A 19,052-nucleotide genomic window follows, 5' to 3' on the forward strand; every position below is an offset into this window, starting at 1 on the left:
AGTAAAACCAACGTTTTACCTCACTTTTACAACATCCAACGAATCGTTATTTTTAACAATCAAAATATAGGTTTCATTTTTTACTGCTATGCTTTGCATATCCTTTGAATCTCCTGTAACAAAAAAGCCTGACTGATTAGCAGACATAGCCTTAAATTCACCTTGTCCATTTCCCTTTAAAAGTAATCCATGACTAGCATCATTTCGTGGTGTTTCAACTTCAGACACATATAAATTACCTACTAAAAGGGCATCTAAATGCGTGTCTTTATCAAAATCTTTTACTATTATTTTATTGATACTAGATACCTGAGCCTCTATAGGTAATTGATGCGTAACAAAATGGTCGTTTTTATTTTCTAAATACACGCTGGCAAAAGATTTTACGCTGTAGTGCAACGACGACTCTAGAGCTTTTTCTGTATAAACATCTACCAAAGTAGCTTGAGAAAAAGTTTCGTAATTTTTAAACTTACTTTTAATACCAGGTATTTGTTGAGATGAACACGACCTACCACGAACTGGGTATTGCTTGCCTTTATTGAAGTAGCTTAAAACAATATCGGTTTTGTGGTTATTATCAAAATCGTTAACAAAAATATCGAAGGTTTCGTTTTCTGTGGCTTTATATTTATAATTTAAGCCATTGTTGCCGAGTATATAATCTATATCACCATCGTTATCAAAATCTCCTGCTTCAATACTCCACCACCAACCTGTAGTATCTTTACTTAACCCCATGGTTTCCGATACGTCTTCAAAACCAGTTTTTATATTTTTATAAACCTTTATAGGCATCCACTCGCCTACCAAAATAACATCTGGCCAAGAATCGTTATTAAAATCGGTGATAATAGCGCTTGTAGCCATTCCTATATTTTCGAATACTTTGGAGTAACTTTCTTCAAATAAATTAAATTTCGGAGTGCCTTTTTCTCCAATATTTTTTAATATATAAGAAGAAACTGGCATTGGATATTTACCTGGTATTTGCCTACCTAAAACCAATAAATCGCCCTTTCCATCTTTATCAAAATCTGCATTATAAACTTTAGATCCACTTACCAAAAACTCAGGTAAAACTTCAGGTTTTGCTCGTATAAAGTTTCCAGCTCCATCATTAATATACAATCTATCTTGTAGTAATTTTGGTTGCGTAGCAAACTCATAACCGCCACTTACTATATACAAATCGTTATCATTATCTTTGTCTGCATCAAAAATGAGTGCGCTAATATCTTCATAGCTTTTATCTTCTAGCAATGCCTTTATAGATTGCTGCTCAAAACCACCTTCTTTATTCTGAAAATACATAGCTCCAGATTTTTCGTGAGATCCTCCAATAAAATAATCGTCCAAACCGTCTCCATTTAAATCACCTACAGCCAAAGCAGGGCCAAAAGCCGACATTTTGTGAGGCATTAAAACTTGATGTTCAAAATCATCAAAATTATTTTCAACGTGTTTATGTTTTGGAAAAGGACTTTCTGAGGCTTTAGAAAATATTTTTTGATAGCTATCCGTTTCGTTGTTATTCTTTGCTTCAACTATGCCATCAGTATAACTCAATACTAATTCTTGATTTGCTTTTAGATTTTTTAATTGCTGAATTTTGCCATCGGGCCAAACCACTTTTAGTACTTCTATATCGTTTTGTTTGCCTAATCCAAAATGTAATATTGGTGCTACGGAAGATTCAAAGCCCCGAGTAAGCGTAAGCTCTTGCATTTGAGTTTTGTTCGCCGTTGTAATATAAACGCGCGCTCCCAAACCGAAAGCATTTGCTTTTTTTCCTTTAAATGAAACCATTAAATAATTATTGATTTCTGAGCTTTTGTTTTCAAAAACGGAAGCATAGTCGTCAATATTATTTGTCACAATTTCTAAATCGCCATCATTATCTAAATCTGCATAAATTACACCGTTAGAGAAGCCTTCGAACTCAATACCCCAATCTTTATTAACACGTTTAAAATTGAAATCACCTTTGTTTTGATACATGTAATTATCCAATTTCTCTGAAGGAATTTGTTCAACTAAATAAAGGACAGAATCGTTTGCAACCTTAAGTTCTTCTAAATTATTGAAAAAATCATTATTATGAATCTCTCTTCGTGAACCGTTAGAAATGTATAAATCTTTGAACCCATCGTTATCAAAATCAGCAAACAGTGGTCCCCAACTCCAATCTGTAGAAGATACTCCTGCTAATCTTGAAATATTAGAAAAATGAGGAATTCCACTCTGGTAAACTCCCGAATTAACTTGCATACAGTTTTGCATGTATTGGGTTTGAAATCCCGCATTTTCAATATTGGTGAACAACTCCGGATTCATGCTAGACATGTTTGCTTTTTGCCTTTTATTATCTTCCGCATCCATATCTGCTTGAAAAATATCGAGATTTCCGTCGTTATTAAAATCTGAAATATCGGCACCCATACCATAAAACGCTGTGTGCGATGTCGCTTGTTTTATAACCTCGCTAAACGTACCATCTTTTTGATTTAGAAACATTAAATCTGGTGAATCAAAATCGTTAGACACATAAATATCTGGCCAAGAATCGTTGTTTAAATCGCCAACTGTAGCACTTAATGTTAATCCGAAGTTTTTAATACCTGCTTCTTCCGATACATCGGTAAACGTGTTACCATCATTTCTATATAAATGATCGGATTCAATAGCTTTTACATTTCGCATATTCTGTTGATATACAAAGGTTGGCGAACCAAATTTTGTTGGCGGATAATTGGCTACATACACATCCAGATCTCCATCTTTATCATAATCGAAAAATGTTGCTTGTATACTATGGCTAGCATCGTCCAATCCATAAGCAGTTGCACTTTCGGTAAATGTACCATCTTGATTATTGATGAATAATTGATTGTTTCTAGGTTCAAACTTCCCGCTTACGGAACAATAAATATCTAAAAACCCATCGTTATTAATATCTACCATAGTTGTGCCTGTATACCACCTTTGATCTCCAGAAACTCCTGCTTTAGTTGTAATATCTTCAAAGTTTAAACCACCTTTATTTAAGTACAATTTATTCTCTGCTTGGTTGCCTGTAAAAAACAAATCTATTAAACCATCATTATTAATATCTCCGGCAGAAACGCCTGCTCCCATATACATGTAAGCATAAGTAAAGTAGTTTAACTTATCTGTTTCACTAAGTGTATTTTTAAAATCTATTCCTGATTTTGAAACCTCAACTGAAGAAAAAATTTTACCATCTATAGATTTCACTTGTGCTTTCTCTTTGGAACAACTAATAAGTATTACAAAGCAAATTACACTTACTACATATGCTTTTAAATATCTGATTTCCATTTGTTAATATTTAATGGTTGATAATAAAATTCTAAAACATCTTTATTTTTACAAACGTTTTTTAAAGTTAAAAAGCAGCACAATTACATTGTGCTGCTTTTATCCAACTTAAAAAACTATCACTAAACTAATTCTAAACTATTTTTAATACCCTGGATTTTGGTCTGCCACTGTAACGTTTGGATTTGTTGCAATTTCCTTATCTGGTATTGGCCAAAGCTCATGTTTACCAGCTTGAAAATTAGTACCTGCTAACTCTGTAGCTGCGATGCCCCAACGAATCATATCATCAAAACGTACTTGCTCTCCACTTAACTCTACCTTACGCTCGTGCACAATAGCATCGAACACAGCCGGTTTAGAAAGCGAAGTAGATAAAGGATCTAAATCTGCACGTGCTCTAACTTCATTAATATACCCAACAGCAGTTGCTTGAGAACCGCCAGGTCTTTCATTTTCACATTCGGCCATCATTAATAACACATCTGAGTAACGAATTACTTTCGGGTTAATTCCAGATTCCTGCACCTCACTAACTTGCTTGTAATAATTTTGATATTTTTTCCAAGCAATAGGGCGAATATCTCCACTATTTTCAGCAAAATCTCCTTCTACAAAAGTATTAGCGCCATTGTTGTATGTATCTCCAACAAAGTAAAAACTACCTTCAATTCTGTTATCTCCAGGTTCAAATTCGGCCACTAAATCATCTGATGGATATACGTTAAACCAATCTAACACACCATAATCTTGACCTCTATAAGTCGCATGATTTTTACCAAAACCAGCAACAAGACTAGACCATTTATCTCCTGTTCCTAAAGATAAATCGTATTGAATTTCCCAAACAGACTCTATACCATTTTCTGTTTCTTCTTTAAAATTATCGTAGTAATCAGACTCTAATTCGTATCCTGACATTTTCTTAAAAGAATTTAAAGCAAGTTCATATTCTTTTTGATATAATAATGCTTTTCCTAAAAATGCTTGCGCAGCTCCTTTTGTAGCACGACCTGTTTCTTCTTGAGATTTTGGTAACAAGTTTGCTGATGCAAAAGTTAAATCTTCAATAATTTGATTCATTACATCGGCTTTTGGGCTCAATGGTTTTCCTTCTGGTTGTGTAAAATCACCGTTTCTTAAAGGCACATTACCAAATCTATTTACTAATAACCAGTAATATTGCGCTCTTAAAAATTTAGCTTCTGCCATAAATTTAGCCTTTGTAGCAGTCGACAATTCATTTTCTGGAATCTTATTTATAGTAGCTTCATTACCTATAACAAAGTTTGCTTTGTTTATGCCTCTAAAACAACTGTCCCAATATTCTGCAATTTGTCCGTTAGTGGAATCGAACGAGAAATCGTAAAATGTAATTTTATCGGCCTCTTGCTGTCCGTTTGGAGATTGCTCATGAGACATATTATCCATCATATACCAAATTAATCTACCATATAATGAAATGGTTTGTAGGTTAGCATAAGCAGCATTTACTGCAGATTCTACTTGAGTTTCTGTAGCGAAGAAAGTTTCGGGAGACAGTTGATTAGGGTTGGCTAATTCGAACTCGCTCTCTGAACAGGAATTCACTATAAATATCCCGAACAGTGCTGTAAGTATTAATTTATATGTTTTCATAATTTATTTCTTTTTTATTAAAATGATACTTGAAGTCCTAAAATAACAGATTTAGGTTGTGGATAAAGTCCACGGTCTATTCCAAATTCTTGATTTCCTTGTCCTATTTCTGGATCTAATCCGCTGTAATCCGTTAAGGTGATTAAGTTTTGGGCACTTACATATAATCTCAACTTTGAAAAATAATTTTCGAAGACACCGTCGGTAAACGTATAACCTAAGCTAATGTTCTTTAACCTTGTAAACGATCCGTCTTCAATATATCTATCTGAAACACTATGGTTTTGTGGCGCTCCTGGCACTCTTGGTTGTGTTGTAGATGGATTAGTTGGTGTCCAACTATCTAGTAATACCTTACTTCCATTAAATAATCTATTGGCACCAGCTTCTAAATCGTATTTGTTAGTGTTATAAATATCAACACCTTCTATACCTGTGATGTATAAATTTAAATCGAAGTTTTTATAATTAGCACTTAAGTTTAATCCGTAAGTAAAGTCTGGATAAGGGTTTGCCAAAATATCGCGATCTTCAGAAGTAATGTCTCCATCTCCATTTAAATCTTTATATCGAACATCTCCAGGTTGTACTGTAGTTTGCCCTGGGTTTGATGTAAATACCGCTGCTACCTCTTCTGGAGTTTGGTAAATACCATCGCTTACTAAACCATAAAAATGAAATAAAGATTCGCCAACCGTAGTTCTAGAAATGTTTCCTTTACCATCTTTCATGGCTGCACCTTCAAAAGCATCTAAGCTTCCTAAACTTAAAACTTCGTTTCCACTAGTTCCTAAATTTAAATTCGCCGACCATGTAAAATCCCCTTCATAATCATTAAATCCTAAAGCTAACTCTACACCACTAGTTTCTACCGAACCAACGTTTGCTGTAATGTTTCCGGCATTAATACCATTAGATAATGGTGCTGGTAAGCTTAATAATAAATCGTCACTTTGGTTTCTATAATACTCTAAACTTGCAGTAAACTGCCCATTATTTAAACCAAAATCTAAACCAACATTAAACATGGTAGTTTCCTCCCATTTTAAATCCGGATTTGCGCCACCATTTGCAGTTACACCTGCTCCATTACCATCGCCTAATGGGTACTCAAAATTCCCCGTTAACGTGGCACTGTATAAATAGTCTCCAATATTATCGTTACCAACTACACCGTAACTGGCTCTAAGTTTTAAATTATTAACATTAGAATCGTCTAAAAAGTTTTCTTTAGCAATATTCCAACCTAAAGAAGCCGATGGAAATGTTCCCCAACGATTGTTTGCACCAAATCTTGAAGAAGCATCTCTTCTAATAGAAGCAGATAAAATATATTTATCTTCAAAGTTATAATTAACCCTTCCTAAATAACCTAATCTATTGGTTTCACTAGAACCACTTCCAATAGATGGCGTTGTGGCACCAAATTGAACTAACTCGTTTGTAATTAAGTTTCTTGCACTTCCACCAAAATTTGTACTCTTGTTCTCTGTTTTTTCAGCAAGTGCTAATAATTCTAAATTATGCTTTTCAGCAATAGTTGTACTGTAACTTAAACTGTTTGTAAAAATTAAAGTTTGCCCTTGAGTATGACTTCTACCATACTCGGCATAGTTTTGAGCATGTGTACTACTACCGTCAACACTATCATCACTAAATGATGGCGTAAATGTGTTTCCATCAAACGTAAAATAATCTAAACCAACTTGTGTTTTATAATTTAAACCTTCAATAATCTCTAAATCGGCATATAAGTTACCGATAACGCTTAACGTTTTGTTAATGCTTGTAGGGTGTGTTTGAATACGTACTGGGTTTTCAGCATCTTGTCCATCTGCAGATGAAGAAGGCCCTTGAAAACCACCATCGTTATTAGAGTTATAAACCGGTAAATACGGAGCCGCTTTAATAGCATGAGTAATTAAAGAACGTCCACCACCCGATAATTCTGGGTTTTGTTTTCCAAAAGAAAGTGCCATAGACTCACCTACTTTTAATTTACCGATATTAACAGAACTGTTTGCTCTAAACGAATAACGCTCAAAGCCTGTGTTAACAATAATTCCTTCTTGCTTTAAATATTCCGCAGAAAAATATTGAGAACTTTTATCGGTTCCCGCAGAATAGTTTAAACTATGATTTTGCATCATTCCTATTCTAAATATCTCATCTTGATAATTTGTATTTATTTTATACGTAGATAATGGTCTGTTTGGAAAAACTCCTAAATTACCTGCATGTTGCAAATACTCAATGGTATTCATGGTGTTGTAACGTTTCGTGTTTTGTTGGAACCCCGTATACGTATTGAATGATAGTTGGCTTTTACCACTTTTTCCTTTTTTAGTTGTTACCAAAACCACACCATTAGAACCACGTGCTCCATAAATAGCAGTAGTAGATGCATCTTTTAAAATAGATACATTCTCGATATCGTTAGGGCTTATTCCAGATAAATTACCAACAATAACACCATCTATAACATACAATGGCGAGTTGTTACCAAACGTACCTAAACCTCTAATCAAAACTACTGGACTAGAACCTGGAACACCACCGTTTACAACAGTAATTCCTGGTGCACGACCCTGAAGTGCAGACTCTGCATTAGTTACTGGTAAAGCCGACATTTCTTCAGCATCTACTGTAGAAACTGCTCCTGTTACCGTGGCTCTACTCTGCTTTCCGTAACCAACTACAACAATAGCTTCTAGTGCTTCTAGAGATTCTTCTAAGGTTATTTTTAATGTATTTTGATTACCTACAGTTAGCGTTTTAGTAGCCATACCAACGTAACTTACTGTAATTTGATCTCCTATATTTACGTTTTTCAAAGAAAAATTACCATCGAAATCTGTAGATGCTCCATTTGTGGTACCCAAAACAATTACAGAAACACCAGGTAAAGGCATACCTCCAGTATCTGAAACTGTACCGCTTATGGTTTTTGCTTGTGAAAAGGCATTTTGCATGCAGAACATAGCAAGCAACATACCCAAAAGTTTAAACTTCATCATATTAAATAGTTTAAGTTAATTAATTAGTTATTTATTTAGTTTGTTAATAATACTCTTTTTTTTAAAACAGATGTAGAACTCGTATCGGAAACACCTTTAAAACCGGGTTGTTTACCTCCTACACTTAGCAATACATTTCCTGGCTCTAGTATTTTTTTTCCTTCGAAATTAACCCAGGCATACTCTTCAGCATCGATTTTATAATTTAAAATTTTAGTCTCTCCAGCAGCCAGCTGCACTCTATCGAAACTTACCAAAGTTCTAATCGCGTTTTGCTCATGTTTATCTAAATGTGTTAAATAAATTTGAACCACATCATCACCAGCAACTTTACTTGTGTTTTTTATTTCTACTGAAACATTAATAGCATCTTTAAGCGTTACTTGATCTGCTATTTTTAGGTTTGAATATTCGAAAGTTGAATAACTTAACCCGTGACCAAAAGGAAACAAAGGATCGCCCTTAAAATATTTATAAGTTCTATTATCCATGTTATAATCTTTAAAATCTGGTAAATCTGCTACCGATTTATAAAACGTTACCGGAAGTTTTCCTCCAGGGTTATAATCTCCAAACAAAACATCAGCAATAGCTTTTCCTCCAAATTCTCCAGGATACCAAGCTTCTAAAATAGCAGGAACATTTTCGGCTGCCCAATTTACAGCCAACGCACTACCATTCATTAAAACTACAATAGTGGGTTTACCGATGGCCTGAACCTTTTTCATTAATTCAACTTGATTTTTAGGTAATGAAATTTCAGAGCGATCTCCTTTATCAAAACCTTCCAATTCCACTTCCATTTCTTCACCTTCAATTTCTGGTGAAAGCCCTAAAAATAAGATGGCAACATCGGCCCTTTTTACCGCCTCTATTGCTGGTGTAATTAAATCTTCATCTAATTTAGCCCAAAGTAAATGCGCTTGCGGATCGGACAATGCATTGTTATACTCTATTTTAACATTATATATTTTTCCTTTTTCTAGAACCGTATCGAAATATTTTGTTTTTGGCTCGTATTCTGAACTAAACTCGAAATAAAGTGAATCGTTTATAAACAATTTAGCAAAACTACTTGCCTTTAAACCTATTCTGTATGCACCACTTTCGGTTGGTTTTAATGCTCCTGTCCAACGAACCGAAAAGTTATCAGATTTTAAATCGTTAATAGGTAGTTTTGGCGTCCAAACAAAATTGATAATACTATCTACCCTTGTAAACTCAGGCTCACCTTTAAAAATGTTATTACTAAAGTACTCTCCTTTTAAACCTGCTTCGCCTTCGCTTTTGAGTTCCGAATTAGGAATAGGTGTTAAAGTGGACCATCCCGAAGCAATATCACTACCCAAAGCATAATGTATTTCAGTATTAGGCAATTTTGCTTTTATAGCCTTTAATGGTGTTATAAACTGGTTGGGCGTACCATGATAATTACCTAATAAAGCTTGTGTCGAATTTGCATTAGGACCAATTATAGCAATGGATTTTAAACCTTTACTAAGTGGCAATGTTTCATTTTCATTCTTAAGCAACACCATAGATTCCTTAGCCACTTTTTCCGATAGTGCAAAATGTGCATTGCTAGCTACAACATCATAAGGAATGCTTGCCCATTTTACATGTTCTGGAGCATCAAACATACCCAATTTAAAACGTGCTAAAAACAGTTTTTTTATAGCAGCATCAATAGCTACCTCATCTACAAGTTCTTTTAAAATGGCATCATTAAGGCTAGGATCGTAAACATTTCCGCAATTTAAATCTGTGCCGTTATTTAACGCCATAGCTGCTGCTTCTGCTGGTGTTTCTACAACACCATGGTGTTCAGCTTGCCAAAAATCGTTTATCGCCCAACAATCGGATACTACATAACCATTGAAACCCCAGTCGTCGCGAAGAATTTTTTGTAATAGCATATCGCTACCACAGCATGGCACATCTCTATATCTATTATACGCACACATTACGGAATAGACATTCGCTTCCTTAACGGCTGCCTTAAATGCTGGCAAATACGTTTCGTATAAATCTTTATTATTTGTTTGGTAGTTGTCTTGGTGTCTCGATTTCTCCGGACCGCTGTGTACAGCAAAATGCTTCGCTGTAGCAACTACTTTCAAGTATTTATCATCATCGCCCTGTAAGGCATTAATATAATTAACACCCATTTTACTAGTTAAAAACGGATCTTCACCATAAGTTTCTTGACCTCTACCCCAACGCGGATCTCTAAAAACATTGATGTTGGGTGTCCAAAATGTTAAACCTTGGCCCATGCGTCTTTTACCCTCTTTTACAAACTGATGGTGCTTAGCCCTAGCTTCATTTGAAACTGCTGTTCCCATTTCAAAAATTAAATCTGGATTCCATGTTGCCCCCATACCTATAGCTTGAGGAAAAACAGTTGCTTCTCCTGCTCTAGCGACACCATGTAAACACTCGTTCCACCAATTGTATTCAGGAATACCTAACCGTTCTATTGCTGGAGCATCATATCTTAATTGAGATATTTTTTCTTTTAAAGTTAAACGCGATACTAAATCGTTAACACGTACTTCTGTAGAAAGCGATTCATCTTGAAATTGAAAAGCAACCCCTTTTTTGTTAGAGTTACAAGAATTCAAGACACATGTCAATATTACAACAAAAGCTATGTTATAATATTTAATGTTCAATATGTTAAGTTTAGTTATTAGCATATATAATTTGCGTTTAAAAGAAACTGAATATCATAACCAAAATGAAAAGCATAAAACAGACCAGTAAAATTTCTGCTAAAAGTTTTAATAGGGTTTTGCGATGTTTCATTTTGAAATTCAATAATTATGAAATCAAATATACTTGACGAATCGCTTTTTTGATAGAACGCATTAAGCAAACAATGAGAATTTTGTTGCGATTACCCCTATAAACGCATGTTTTACAACATTTGACACAAAAGATGCAACATCTATTACAAAACAGCCTTGATGTTAAAATATTGATATACTTAAAATAAGGCAGCTAGAAATATTAAGATTGAATACGTTTAACACAGATTATAATGCATAAAAAAACACATAAAAACTATGCTTTCACAAGCTGCTTTTATGTGTTTTTCTTCTTTAATTTGAAGTTATAATCTATTTACACCTCATCGTCTTTTACCTTAACCTCGGTAGGTAGAATTCCGAAGTGGGCCTTAAAACATTTTGTAAAATATGAAGGTGAAGAAAACCCTACTTTATAGCATACTTCGCTAATATTAGAATTTCCCGTTTCAAGTATCTGCTTAGCCTTCTGTATACGGATTTTTCTTAAAAACTCATTTACCGTTTGGCCCGTAAGCGATTTTATTTTGCGATAAAGCTGACTTCTACTTAAATTTAACTGCGATGCCAAAACCTCAACACTTAAATCGGAATCACTCATGTTTTCACTAATGTAGCTTAATACTTTTTGTATAAACTCTTTATCAATAGATGTAGTTCCGGCTTGTTCCTTACCACTTATATCTCCAAAATATTTATCGAATATTAACTTTCTACTCGTTATTAATTGTGCCAAACGTAATTTTAGTAAACGCATATCAAACGGTTTTACCATATACGCATCGGCACCAAAACCAATACCTTCCATACGGTCGTCTATTCTGGTTTTAGCAGTTAGCATTAATAACGGAATATGACTCGTTTTTATATCCGTCTTTATTTGTTTACAAAACTCAAACCCATCCATTTCTGGCATAATAACATCGGTTAGAATAATATCTGGTATAGATTGTTTTGCTATTTTCAAGCCTTCTTTTCCATTTTTTGCAACCAATATTTTGTAATGATTTTTTAATTCACTTTTTAAATATTTTCTCAGCTCCACACTATCTTCTACAATAAGTAATGTACTCGATTTAGTGCCACTTGCCGCATCGCTATCGGTTTCTGTTGCCTCTACAGCAGAATTTAATATAAATTTTTCCTTTTTCGCACTTTCTGAAACTACGTGAGGTGCAAGTTCTTCTTTTGTAAAATGTGTATTCCCAGCAGGAAGTAGAATTCTGAATGTGGTACCCTTACCTACTTCACTTTCCACTTCAACTTTACCTTTATGCAGTTTAATAAAACTTTGCACAACCTCTAAGCCTATACCTGTACTCCCGTAATACCCTTTGTTTAGGTTTTCAATTTGATAAAAACGTTCAAAAATTTTATTTATTTGATCTTTTTCTAATCCCGGACCTGTATCTGATATTCTAATTTCTAATGCCTTACGTGGTTCTTTTTCATCTATTAAAGGGAATAAAACCAAATCGTCTGTCGATAAAATATCTGCATTAATAGCACCACCATCTGGCGTAACTTTTATAGCGTTAGACAGGATATTAAAAATAATTTTCTCCAACATACTCGCATCTGCCCAAATTGGTAAATCGGGCACATCGGAATCCATAGAAAGATAAATATTTCGGTTAGACGCTTCTTCTTTAAAAAAAGCAACCACATCTTTTGTTAAACTTACCAGGTTGAATTCTGAAGCTCTAATATTCACTTTATCGAGTTCTAACTTTCTAAAATCCATAAGCTCGTTAATCATTCTATAAAGCCTATCGGTATTTCGATAAATAACATCTAGTTTATCTTTAACCGTAAACGGAAGACTCAAACCTGTGTCTCTCAAAATGTCTTGTAGTGGGTTAATTATTAAAGTAAGTGGTGTTCTAAACTCGTGAGAAATATTGGTAAAAAACTGAATTTTCTTCTCATTTAATTGATCTTCTTGTGCTCGCTGAATACGTTCGTTTTTAATAGCCTCCTTCTCTTTTATTCTACTTTGAGTCATTCTATTTAAAAGGTATACTCCCATAAAAAACAAGGCAATGTAACACACCATGGCAACATTTGTTTTCCACCAAGGTGGCAACATGGTTATTTTAAGTGTTAGCGGCGTTTCGTTCCAAACTCCATCATTATTCGCGGCTTTTAGCTTAAAGGTATACTCGCCATAATCTAGGTTTGTGTAGGTGGCACTTTGCAAATCGCCCACATAATTCCAAGATTCTTCAAAGCCTTCTAAATAATAAGCATATTGATTTTTTTCTGGTCTTGTGTAATTAATCCCTGTATATTCTATGGTAAATACCGTTTGCTCGTAATTAAACTCTAAACTTTTCGTTTCGGTAATAACCTTAGTGAGTGGGCTATTTTCCTGATTTAGAACTACATCTTTATTGAAAATTTTTAATCCTGTTAAAAATAAAGAAGGCACGCTTGAGTTTACCTCTAGTTTTTCTGGATTGAAATAATCTATACCTTTGTAATTACCAAAATAAAGCACACCATCTTCATCTTTTAACGTGGCGTTGAAATTAAAATCATCGGACAATAAGCCATCGTTAGACGAGTAGCTTGTTACCTCATTCGTTTCAATATTTAATTTTGAAATACCAGAATTACCAGTTACCCAAATATCGCCAGCATTATCTTCAATAATGCCAGTTACATTTTCTTCTTGCAAGCCTGTGATTTTATTATACCATTTAAATTCGTTGGTTTGCTTGTTGTATCTACAGAGCCCTGCGCCACGTGTGCCTATCCAAATATATTGGTTAGAACATTGATATAATGATAAAATATGATTGGCACTTTTTTGATTATTTGGCACCTGCGACATCTGTTTTTCTAGGGAAGCAAGTTCCAATTCATCATTTTTACTTTTAGTTATTTTGAAAAGCCCAGCGGTAGTTCCAAACCAAATGGTATTATCTTTATCGACTAAAATTTTTCTAACATCGGTTGTTGAAATACTTTCGAATGCGCCAGAATTATAATTTTTAAGCACATCTGTTTCCGTGTTATAAGTGTAGATACCGGAGTAAAAAGAGCCTATCCAAATTATTCCATCTTGATCTTCTGTTATAGATAAAATAGCATTTGAAATTAGATTGCCTTGAGCGTTTTTTACATTAATATTTTCAAACTTATTTTTGTCTTTTTTAAGCACATAAAAACCATTATCCCAGCTTCCTGCCCAAACATTTTCTTTACTATCAATAAAAACAGTTTGAATATAATTACTAGTTAACCCCGTATAATGCTCGGTATTAGAAAGATTTATATGATTAAATTTTGAATTTTTAATATCTATAACATCAATGCCTCCACCATCTGTAGAAACCCAAAGTTTATCTTTACTATCTTTAACAATACCAGTTACAGAACCTGTTTGCAAAGAGTTTACATTGCTCGTTAAACTTTCTATATTACCAAATTTATCAAAAAGTTTATCGCTTACAGCAACACCGCTGTTATAGTACCCAAGCCAAATGCGCTCTTCCTTATCTAGAAATAAAGACCAAATAGAGTTTGAAAGAATGCTATTTTCATCTCTTTTATGATACAAGTATCGTTTTATAAGTTCTCCATTAGAATTAATATGAAAAAGTCCATCATTCTCAGAGCCAATTAATATGGAATTATCTGGCAACTGAATCATTGCAAGTATGCGCTTATTACTTATTTCAAAATTTGAATATTCAGTAATAGTATCGTCTTCTAATAGATACTTAATAACACCGTTTCCGTAAGTTCCCGCCCATAAATTATTATTATTACTCCGTTTTAATGTTTGTATAGGTAGATTAAAATTGGCGTTGCTATTATTATGTGGTTTTCTAATTTTATTATTAGAATAATCTAATACACGAAGCCCTACACTTGTTCCTAAAAACACTGTTTTATTACAAATTTCTATAGCATTTATAGCAGGATATCTATCTGTATCAATCACCCTTACGACTTCTCGAGTTTCTAAATTCATGAGAAACAAACCTAAACCTCTTGTCCCTATTAAAAGATTGCCATAATGATCTTCTTTAATGCTTAATACTGAAATACCAATCTCATCGGTATTACCAACCGGTATTTTTTCAAACTGATCTAAATCCCTATTGTAGAGGTTCAGTCCATCTTCCGTACCAATCCATAAACGATTGTTATTATCTAAATAAGATGAAAAAACAAGATTGCTACGTAGTGATGTTGAATCTTCAACTTTAAATTTGTATGATGTATAATCAATACCATCAAACTTATATAAACCCGATCCGTTAGTACAAATCCACATAAACCCATGATGATCTTGGGTTATGGAATATATACCTACTTTAGAAATACCTTCCCTGATATTAACAAAATTAAAATCTTGAATAGGTGTTTGTCCCCAAAAATTTAGGGTTAACAGAAAGCTTAAAAATATTAAAAGATTAGTGCATCTTTTTAGCCGCATATTATTACAATTTATTTAGGACTATAATTAACATCGTTTGTTAAAATAATTCGATCCATTTTTAGACCATCTTCACGCATAGAGAACGATAAAATCGATTCTCCTTTTTCTAAATCTAAAAATATAGTTTTTGGCGTACCACAATGATTATCTGTTGCACGCTGCGCCGATGACCAGGTCCATTTATCTTTACCTTTGCACCATTGCATACGCGCTCCGCTTTCTGGCCAAGTGTTATTTACCCCAACATGTACGCCATTATCTTCTGCTCCACTAGAATAAACGCTTGCCCAAACATAATAACGACCAGGTGTATTTATTTTTATTTTATATGAAACCATACCGCCAACACCAGGCAGCGGGAAAAAGTTTTCTCCTTTAATTAAAATATCGTCATGAGTAACACGAGTATCCGGAAATGCCTCAATATATTTATGAGAACTTGCTGTTTTACTTTGGTCTGTTTTCTCTTTAGCATTTTTAACAATCCATTCTCTATTTGTTCCGTTTTTTGAATTATAATGAAAGTCCTCAGCCTCAATTTCTAATACACCTTCTTTTTCTATAAAAGGTATTTCTGCTTGTAGCATCTCTGGGGTTACCAAACCATCTGGAGTTAGAACAAGTTGACTCCATCGTCCTCTAGACCATGCGGTTCCGCCATTTTCTGGTATTTTCTTATTAGTTACCGCTTTAGATGCTATTTGGATAATATCATTTTCTGCAATAAAAAACTGGCCCATTTCGTGACGTTCAATATTAAATGTTTTATCGGTTTCCGAGTTTATTATATTACTCACAACCTCACCATTCTTTAAAATAACGTATTCCGATTCACCATCATTTTCAGCCATAGAAATCAACGTCAAGTTGTACAATCCAGATAATCCGCTAAACCTAGTACTTGCATAAGCTAACTTAGAGCGTTGGTCTTTATCTGCAGCGTTTATAGCTAAAACGTTATTGGACTTATCTTTATAATATACCGCGTTGTTATTATCTGTTTCTATCTCAAAATCCGTTAAAGCATTTAAGGTTACTACTTCTTTTTTAGTTTCCGAAGTTCCTTTTTTCTTTTTACTTTTTAAGGTTAATAAAGCCACCCAATCTTTTTCTTTATTTGGAGGAAAACCAATATCCACTTTTTGTCCGGCTTGTATTTTTTCTATTGTTCCATTTTGCAGGGCTTCGCCTGTTCTTGGATTATACCATTTTACTAAAAACGTATTTTTAGAACCAAATAAGTTAATTTTTGTTTCTTTTACTTCTGGTAAATAAATAGCATAGGTATCATCATTTTTAGCAAAAACAAAATCGTCTGGATTATCAGTTAAACCATCGGCCGATTGCATTTCTGTAAAAGGTAAATACCTCTGAAAAAACTCTAAAGCATATCTAGTTTGATTCCAAACGGCATCTCTAGAGCGCCAATCTTCACATTTTAAATCGTTGTGGTCAAATTTATATCCAAAATACCACTCTACACCAGCACCACCAGCCATTAAATTTCCCCATAACACTTTGTGTCTAATATCATCATGATTAGGATCGTCCTTATCTGGTTTTGCTCCAGTATCGGCAGGGCCAATTTCATCTTGATTTACAACCCAATTTCTTCCATTTTTTTGAGATTGGTCTATCCATTTTTTTGTAATGTTATGTACTAAATCAGGTTCGTGCGTTTGCAACGAAGGCCCATCTAAAAACGGATAGCCTAATAACGGATTTAAAAACAAATCTTGTTCTTTTGGCTGAGAGTGCGTGTGCAAAACCACTAAACTCTTATAAGGATCATGGGTTTTAATGTACTTAGCCATAGCTTTTCTATCGCTATCATTTTGACCTTTTGGCGACCAATGTACAGGACCATTTTCTTCTCCTAAATTCCACGTTATTGCTAAATGATGCGAAAACCTTGCTATTAATTCTCTGTAATACAGCTTTCTTTGTACTCCAAGTTCACCAATATCCATTAGCAATTCGTTTTCTGTTTCCTGAGTTACAATATGTAGCATTAAACCTAACTTATCCATGTGATCGAAAACAATTTCCCATTGGTCTAGCTTACTACAATCGAAGCGGTAACGCTCATTCTCGTTTGTCCATGGCCAAACATCTTTTCCATCGCCTTGCACATTCATGGTTAAAAAATAAACCGAGTTCATGCCTTTTGATGCTAGATAATTTAATGCACCAATAATGTTTTTCCCTTTTCCATTTTGCCACATTGGATCTCCATTTTTCCAATCTTTAAAATGTGGTTGGTATCGGTGTTTATCAGGTGTTTGATCGAACTCATAATATCCTAAAAAGTTTTCAGGACTATCCGTTCCTCCTTTTAAAAATGGCTTACTATTTTCTGAATAGTGCAAATATCTATCGCCTGTATATTGCAATCTTCCTTTTGCTTGTTCATCTGGTTTAGTAATTTCAAAACCACCTTTTACACCATCAAAAGCAACCGATTCTCCGGCCTCTTTATTATCATCTATAGCTATATTGTTTCCTTTTCTAAAAGATACCTCGTAAGTCCATGTGCCAACTTCATCTGGAGTAAATCGAACTTGCCAAACCTTACCATCTTTCGCACTTGTTTCAGAAGCATTACCATCTGTAGCATAAAATCCAGGAACGGAATACGTTTTGTTTTTACTTTTAAAAACAACGTTAAGTCTGTAGTTTAAAAACGGATTATCTTCTTGGCTCTCACTAAAAGAGTCTCCAGTAAAACTTAGTGTTATTTTTTGCCATTTTTTTAATGTGCCTTCTACTTTCACATCTTTATATTCCGAAAAAGTTAACTGGGTAATTAAAAAACAGAGTACTGTAAAAATTCTCATTAGATTAAGTTTTGGTTGGTTAATTGGTTTTGGTTTAAATTTCGGAGAATTAAATCAAATACTCCGAAATCTAATTTAGTTTTTATTCACTCTTTAAAAGTATATATTATTTTTATTACATCCTACCCATTACCTTTCTTATAGTCTTCTAAAAATTTAGCCAAACCACTATCTGTTAAAGGGTGCTTTAATAAACCTGTGATTGATAATAGTGGCCCCGTCATAACATCAGAGCCAATTTTTGCACAGTTAATAACATGTATAGTATTTCTAATAGATGCCGCTAAAATTTGTGTTTCAAAACCATAATTATCATAAATTAACCTTATTTCGCTAATTAGGTTTAAACCATCTGTAGAAATATCATCTAAACGGCCTAAAAAAGGCGAAACATAAGTAGCTCCCGCTTTAGCTGCTAACAAAGCCTGCCCTGCCGAAAAAACCAACGTTACGTTCGTTCTAATTCCTTTATCCGTAAAATATTTACAAGCTTTTACGCCATTAGCAATCATAGGCAGTTTTACTACAATTTGTGGATGCAATGCTGCTAGAGCTTCACCCTCTTTTATCATACCTTCGAAATCGGTAGAAATCACTTCTGCACTTACATCACCTTCAACTAATTCGCATATTTTTTTATAATGTCCCAAAATCGCCTCGCTTCCGATAATACCTTCTTTTGCCATTAATGATGGGTTTGTTGTTACGCCATCTAAAACACCCAAAGCTTGAGCTTCTGCAATATCACTTAAGTTTGCTGTATCAATAAAAAATTTCATAATTTACCTTCTTATATTATTGTTAAGTTTTTACTATTTAGTTTTCATTCATAATAAATAAATTGAATTCAACCCTAAATTGAAAATTCATATTCAAAACTACGTACAGAAAAGCCTATCCTATATTACAAATCAATCATTCTATGAAACAAATGATGCGCCTGGCTCTATAATTT

General features: G+C 33.9%; 7 protein-coding genes. All 7 read right to left on the minus strand.

Annotated elements, in window-relative coordinates:
* Positions 1-15: 15 nt before the first annotated feature.
* The 7 genes from V6246_RS05430 to fsa all read right to left on the minus strand — a co-directional run bounded on the left by V6246_RS05430 (position 16) and on the right by fsa (position 18,876).
* A complete protein-coding gene (locus tag V6246_RS05430) occupies positions 16-3,342 on the minus strand; it encodes a VCBS repeat-containing protein (RefSeq protein WP_341559460.1) in 3,327 nt (1,108 codons plus the stop codon).
* Positions 3,343-3,486: 144 nt separating this feature from the next.
* Positions 3,487-4,980 carry a RagB/SusD family nutrient uptake outer membrane protein gene (locus tag V6246_RS05435; protein WP_341559462.1) on the minus strand — a complete coding sequence of 498 codons (1,494 nt, stop codon included), beginning with the start codon at positions 4,978-4,980 and terminating at the stop codon, positions 3,487-3,489.
* Positions 4,981-4,997: 17 nt separating this feature from the next.
* Positions 4,998-7,997, minus strand: coding sequence for a SusC/RagA family TonB-linked outer membrane protein (locus V6246_RS05440; RefSeq protein ID WP_341559463.1), 3,000 nt, complete (start codon positions 7,995-7,997; stop codon positions 4,998-5,000).
* 35 nt (positions 7,998-8,032) lie between these two features.
* The gene (locus V6246_RS05445) at positions 8,033-10,672 is read right to left on the minus strand and encodes a glycoside hydrolase family 3 protein (RefSeq protein WP_341559465.1); all 2,640 of its coding nucleotides are present in this window, start codon (positions 10,670-10,672) and stop codon (positions 8,033-8,035) included.
* 451 nt (positions 10,673-11,123) lie between these two features.
* On the minus strand, positions 11,124-15,257 hold the full coding sequence (locus tag V6246_RS05450; protein ID WP_341559466.1) for a two-component regulator propeller domain-containing protein: 4,134 nt from the start codon (positions 15,255-15,257) through the stop codon (positions 11,124-11,126).
* 11 nt (positions 15,258-15,268) lie between these two features.
* Positions 15,269-18,097, minus strand: coding sequence for a DUF5060 domain-containing protein (locus V6246_RS05455; RefSeq protein ID WP_341559467.1), 2,829 nt, complete (start codon positions 18,095-18,097; stop codon positions 15,269-15,271).
* Positions 18,098-18,219: 122 nt separating this feature from the next.
* A complete protein-coding gene (gene fsa, locus V6246_RS05460) occupies positions 18,220-18,876 on the minus strand; it encodes a fructose-6-phosphate aldolase (protein WP_341559469.1) in 657 nt (218 codons plus the stop codon).
* Positions 18,877-19,052: the final 176 nt, after the last annotated feature.

This window comes from Algibacter sp. TI.3.09 (assembly GCF_038154905.1).
Taxonomy (GTDB): domain Bacteria; phylum Bacteroidota; class Bacteroidia; order Flavobacteriales; family Flavobacteriaceae; genus Algibacter.

What these genes read in the sequence shown, in the direction of transcription:
- V6246_RS05430 (WP_341559460.1), bottom strand. Translation starts at nt 3,342, where the DNA reads ATGGAAATCAGATATTTAAAAGCATATGTAGTAAGTGTAATTTGCTTT.
- V6246_RS05435 (WP_341559462.1), bottom strand. Translation starts at nt 4,980, where the DNA reads ATGAAAACATATAAATTAATACTTACAGCACTGTTCGGGATATTTATA.
- V6246_RS05440 (WP_341559463.1), bottom strand. Translation starts at nt 7,997, where the DNA reads ATGATGAAGTTTAAACTTTTGGGTATGTTGCTTGCTATGTTCTGCATG.
- V6246_RS05450 (WP_341559466.1), bottom strand. Translation starts at nt 15,257, where the DNA reads ATGCGGCTAAAAAGATGCACTAATCTTTTAATATTTTTAAGCTTTCTG.
- V6246_RS05455 (WP_341559467.1), bottom strand. Translation starts at nt 18,097, where the DNA reads ATGAGAATTTTTACAGTACTCTGTTTTTTAATTACCCAGTTAACTTTT.
- fsa (WP_341559469.1), bottom strand. Translation starts at nt 18,876, where the DNA reads ATGAAATTTTTTATTGATACAGCAAACTTAAGTGATATTGCAGAAGCT.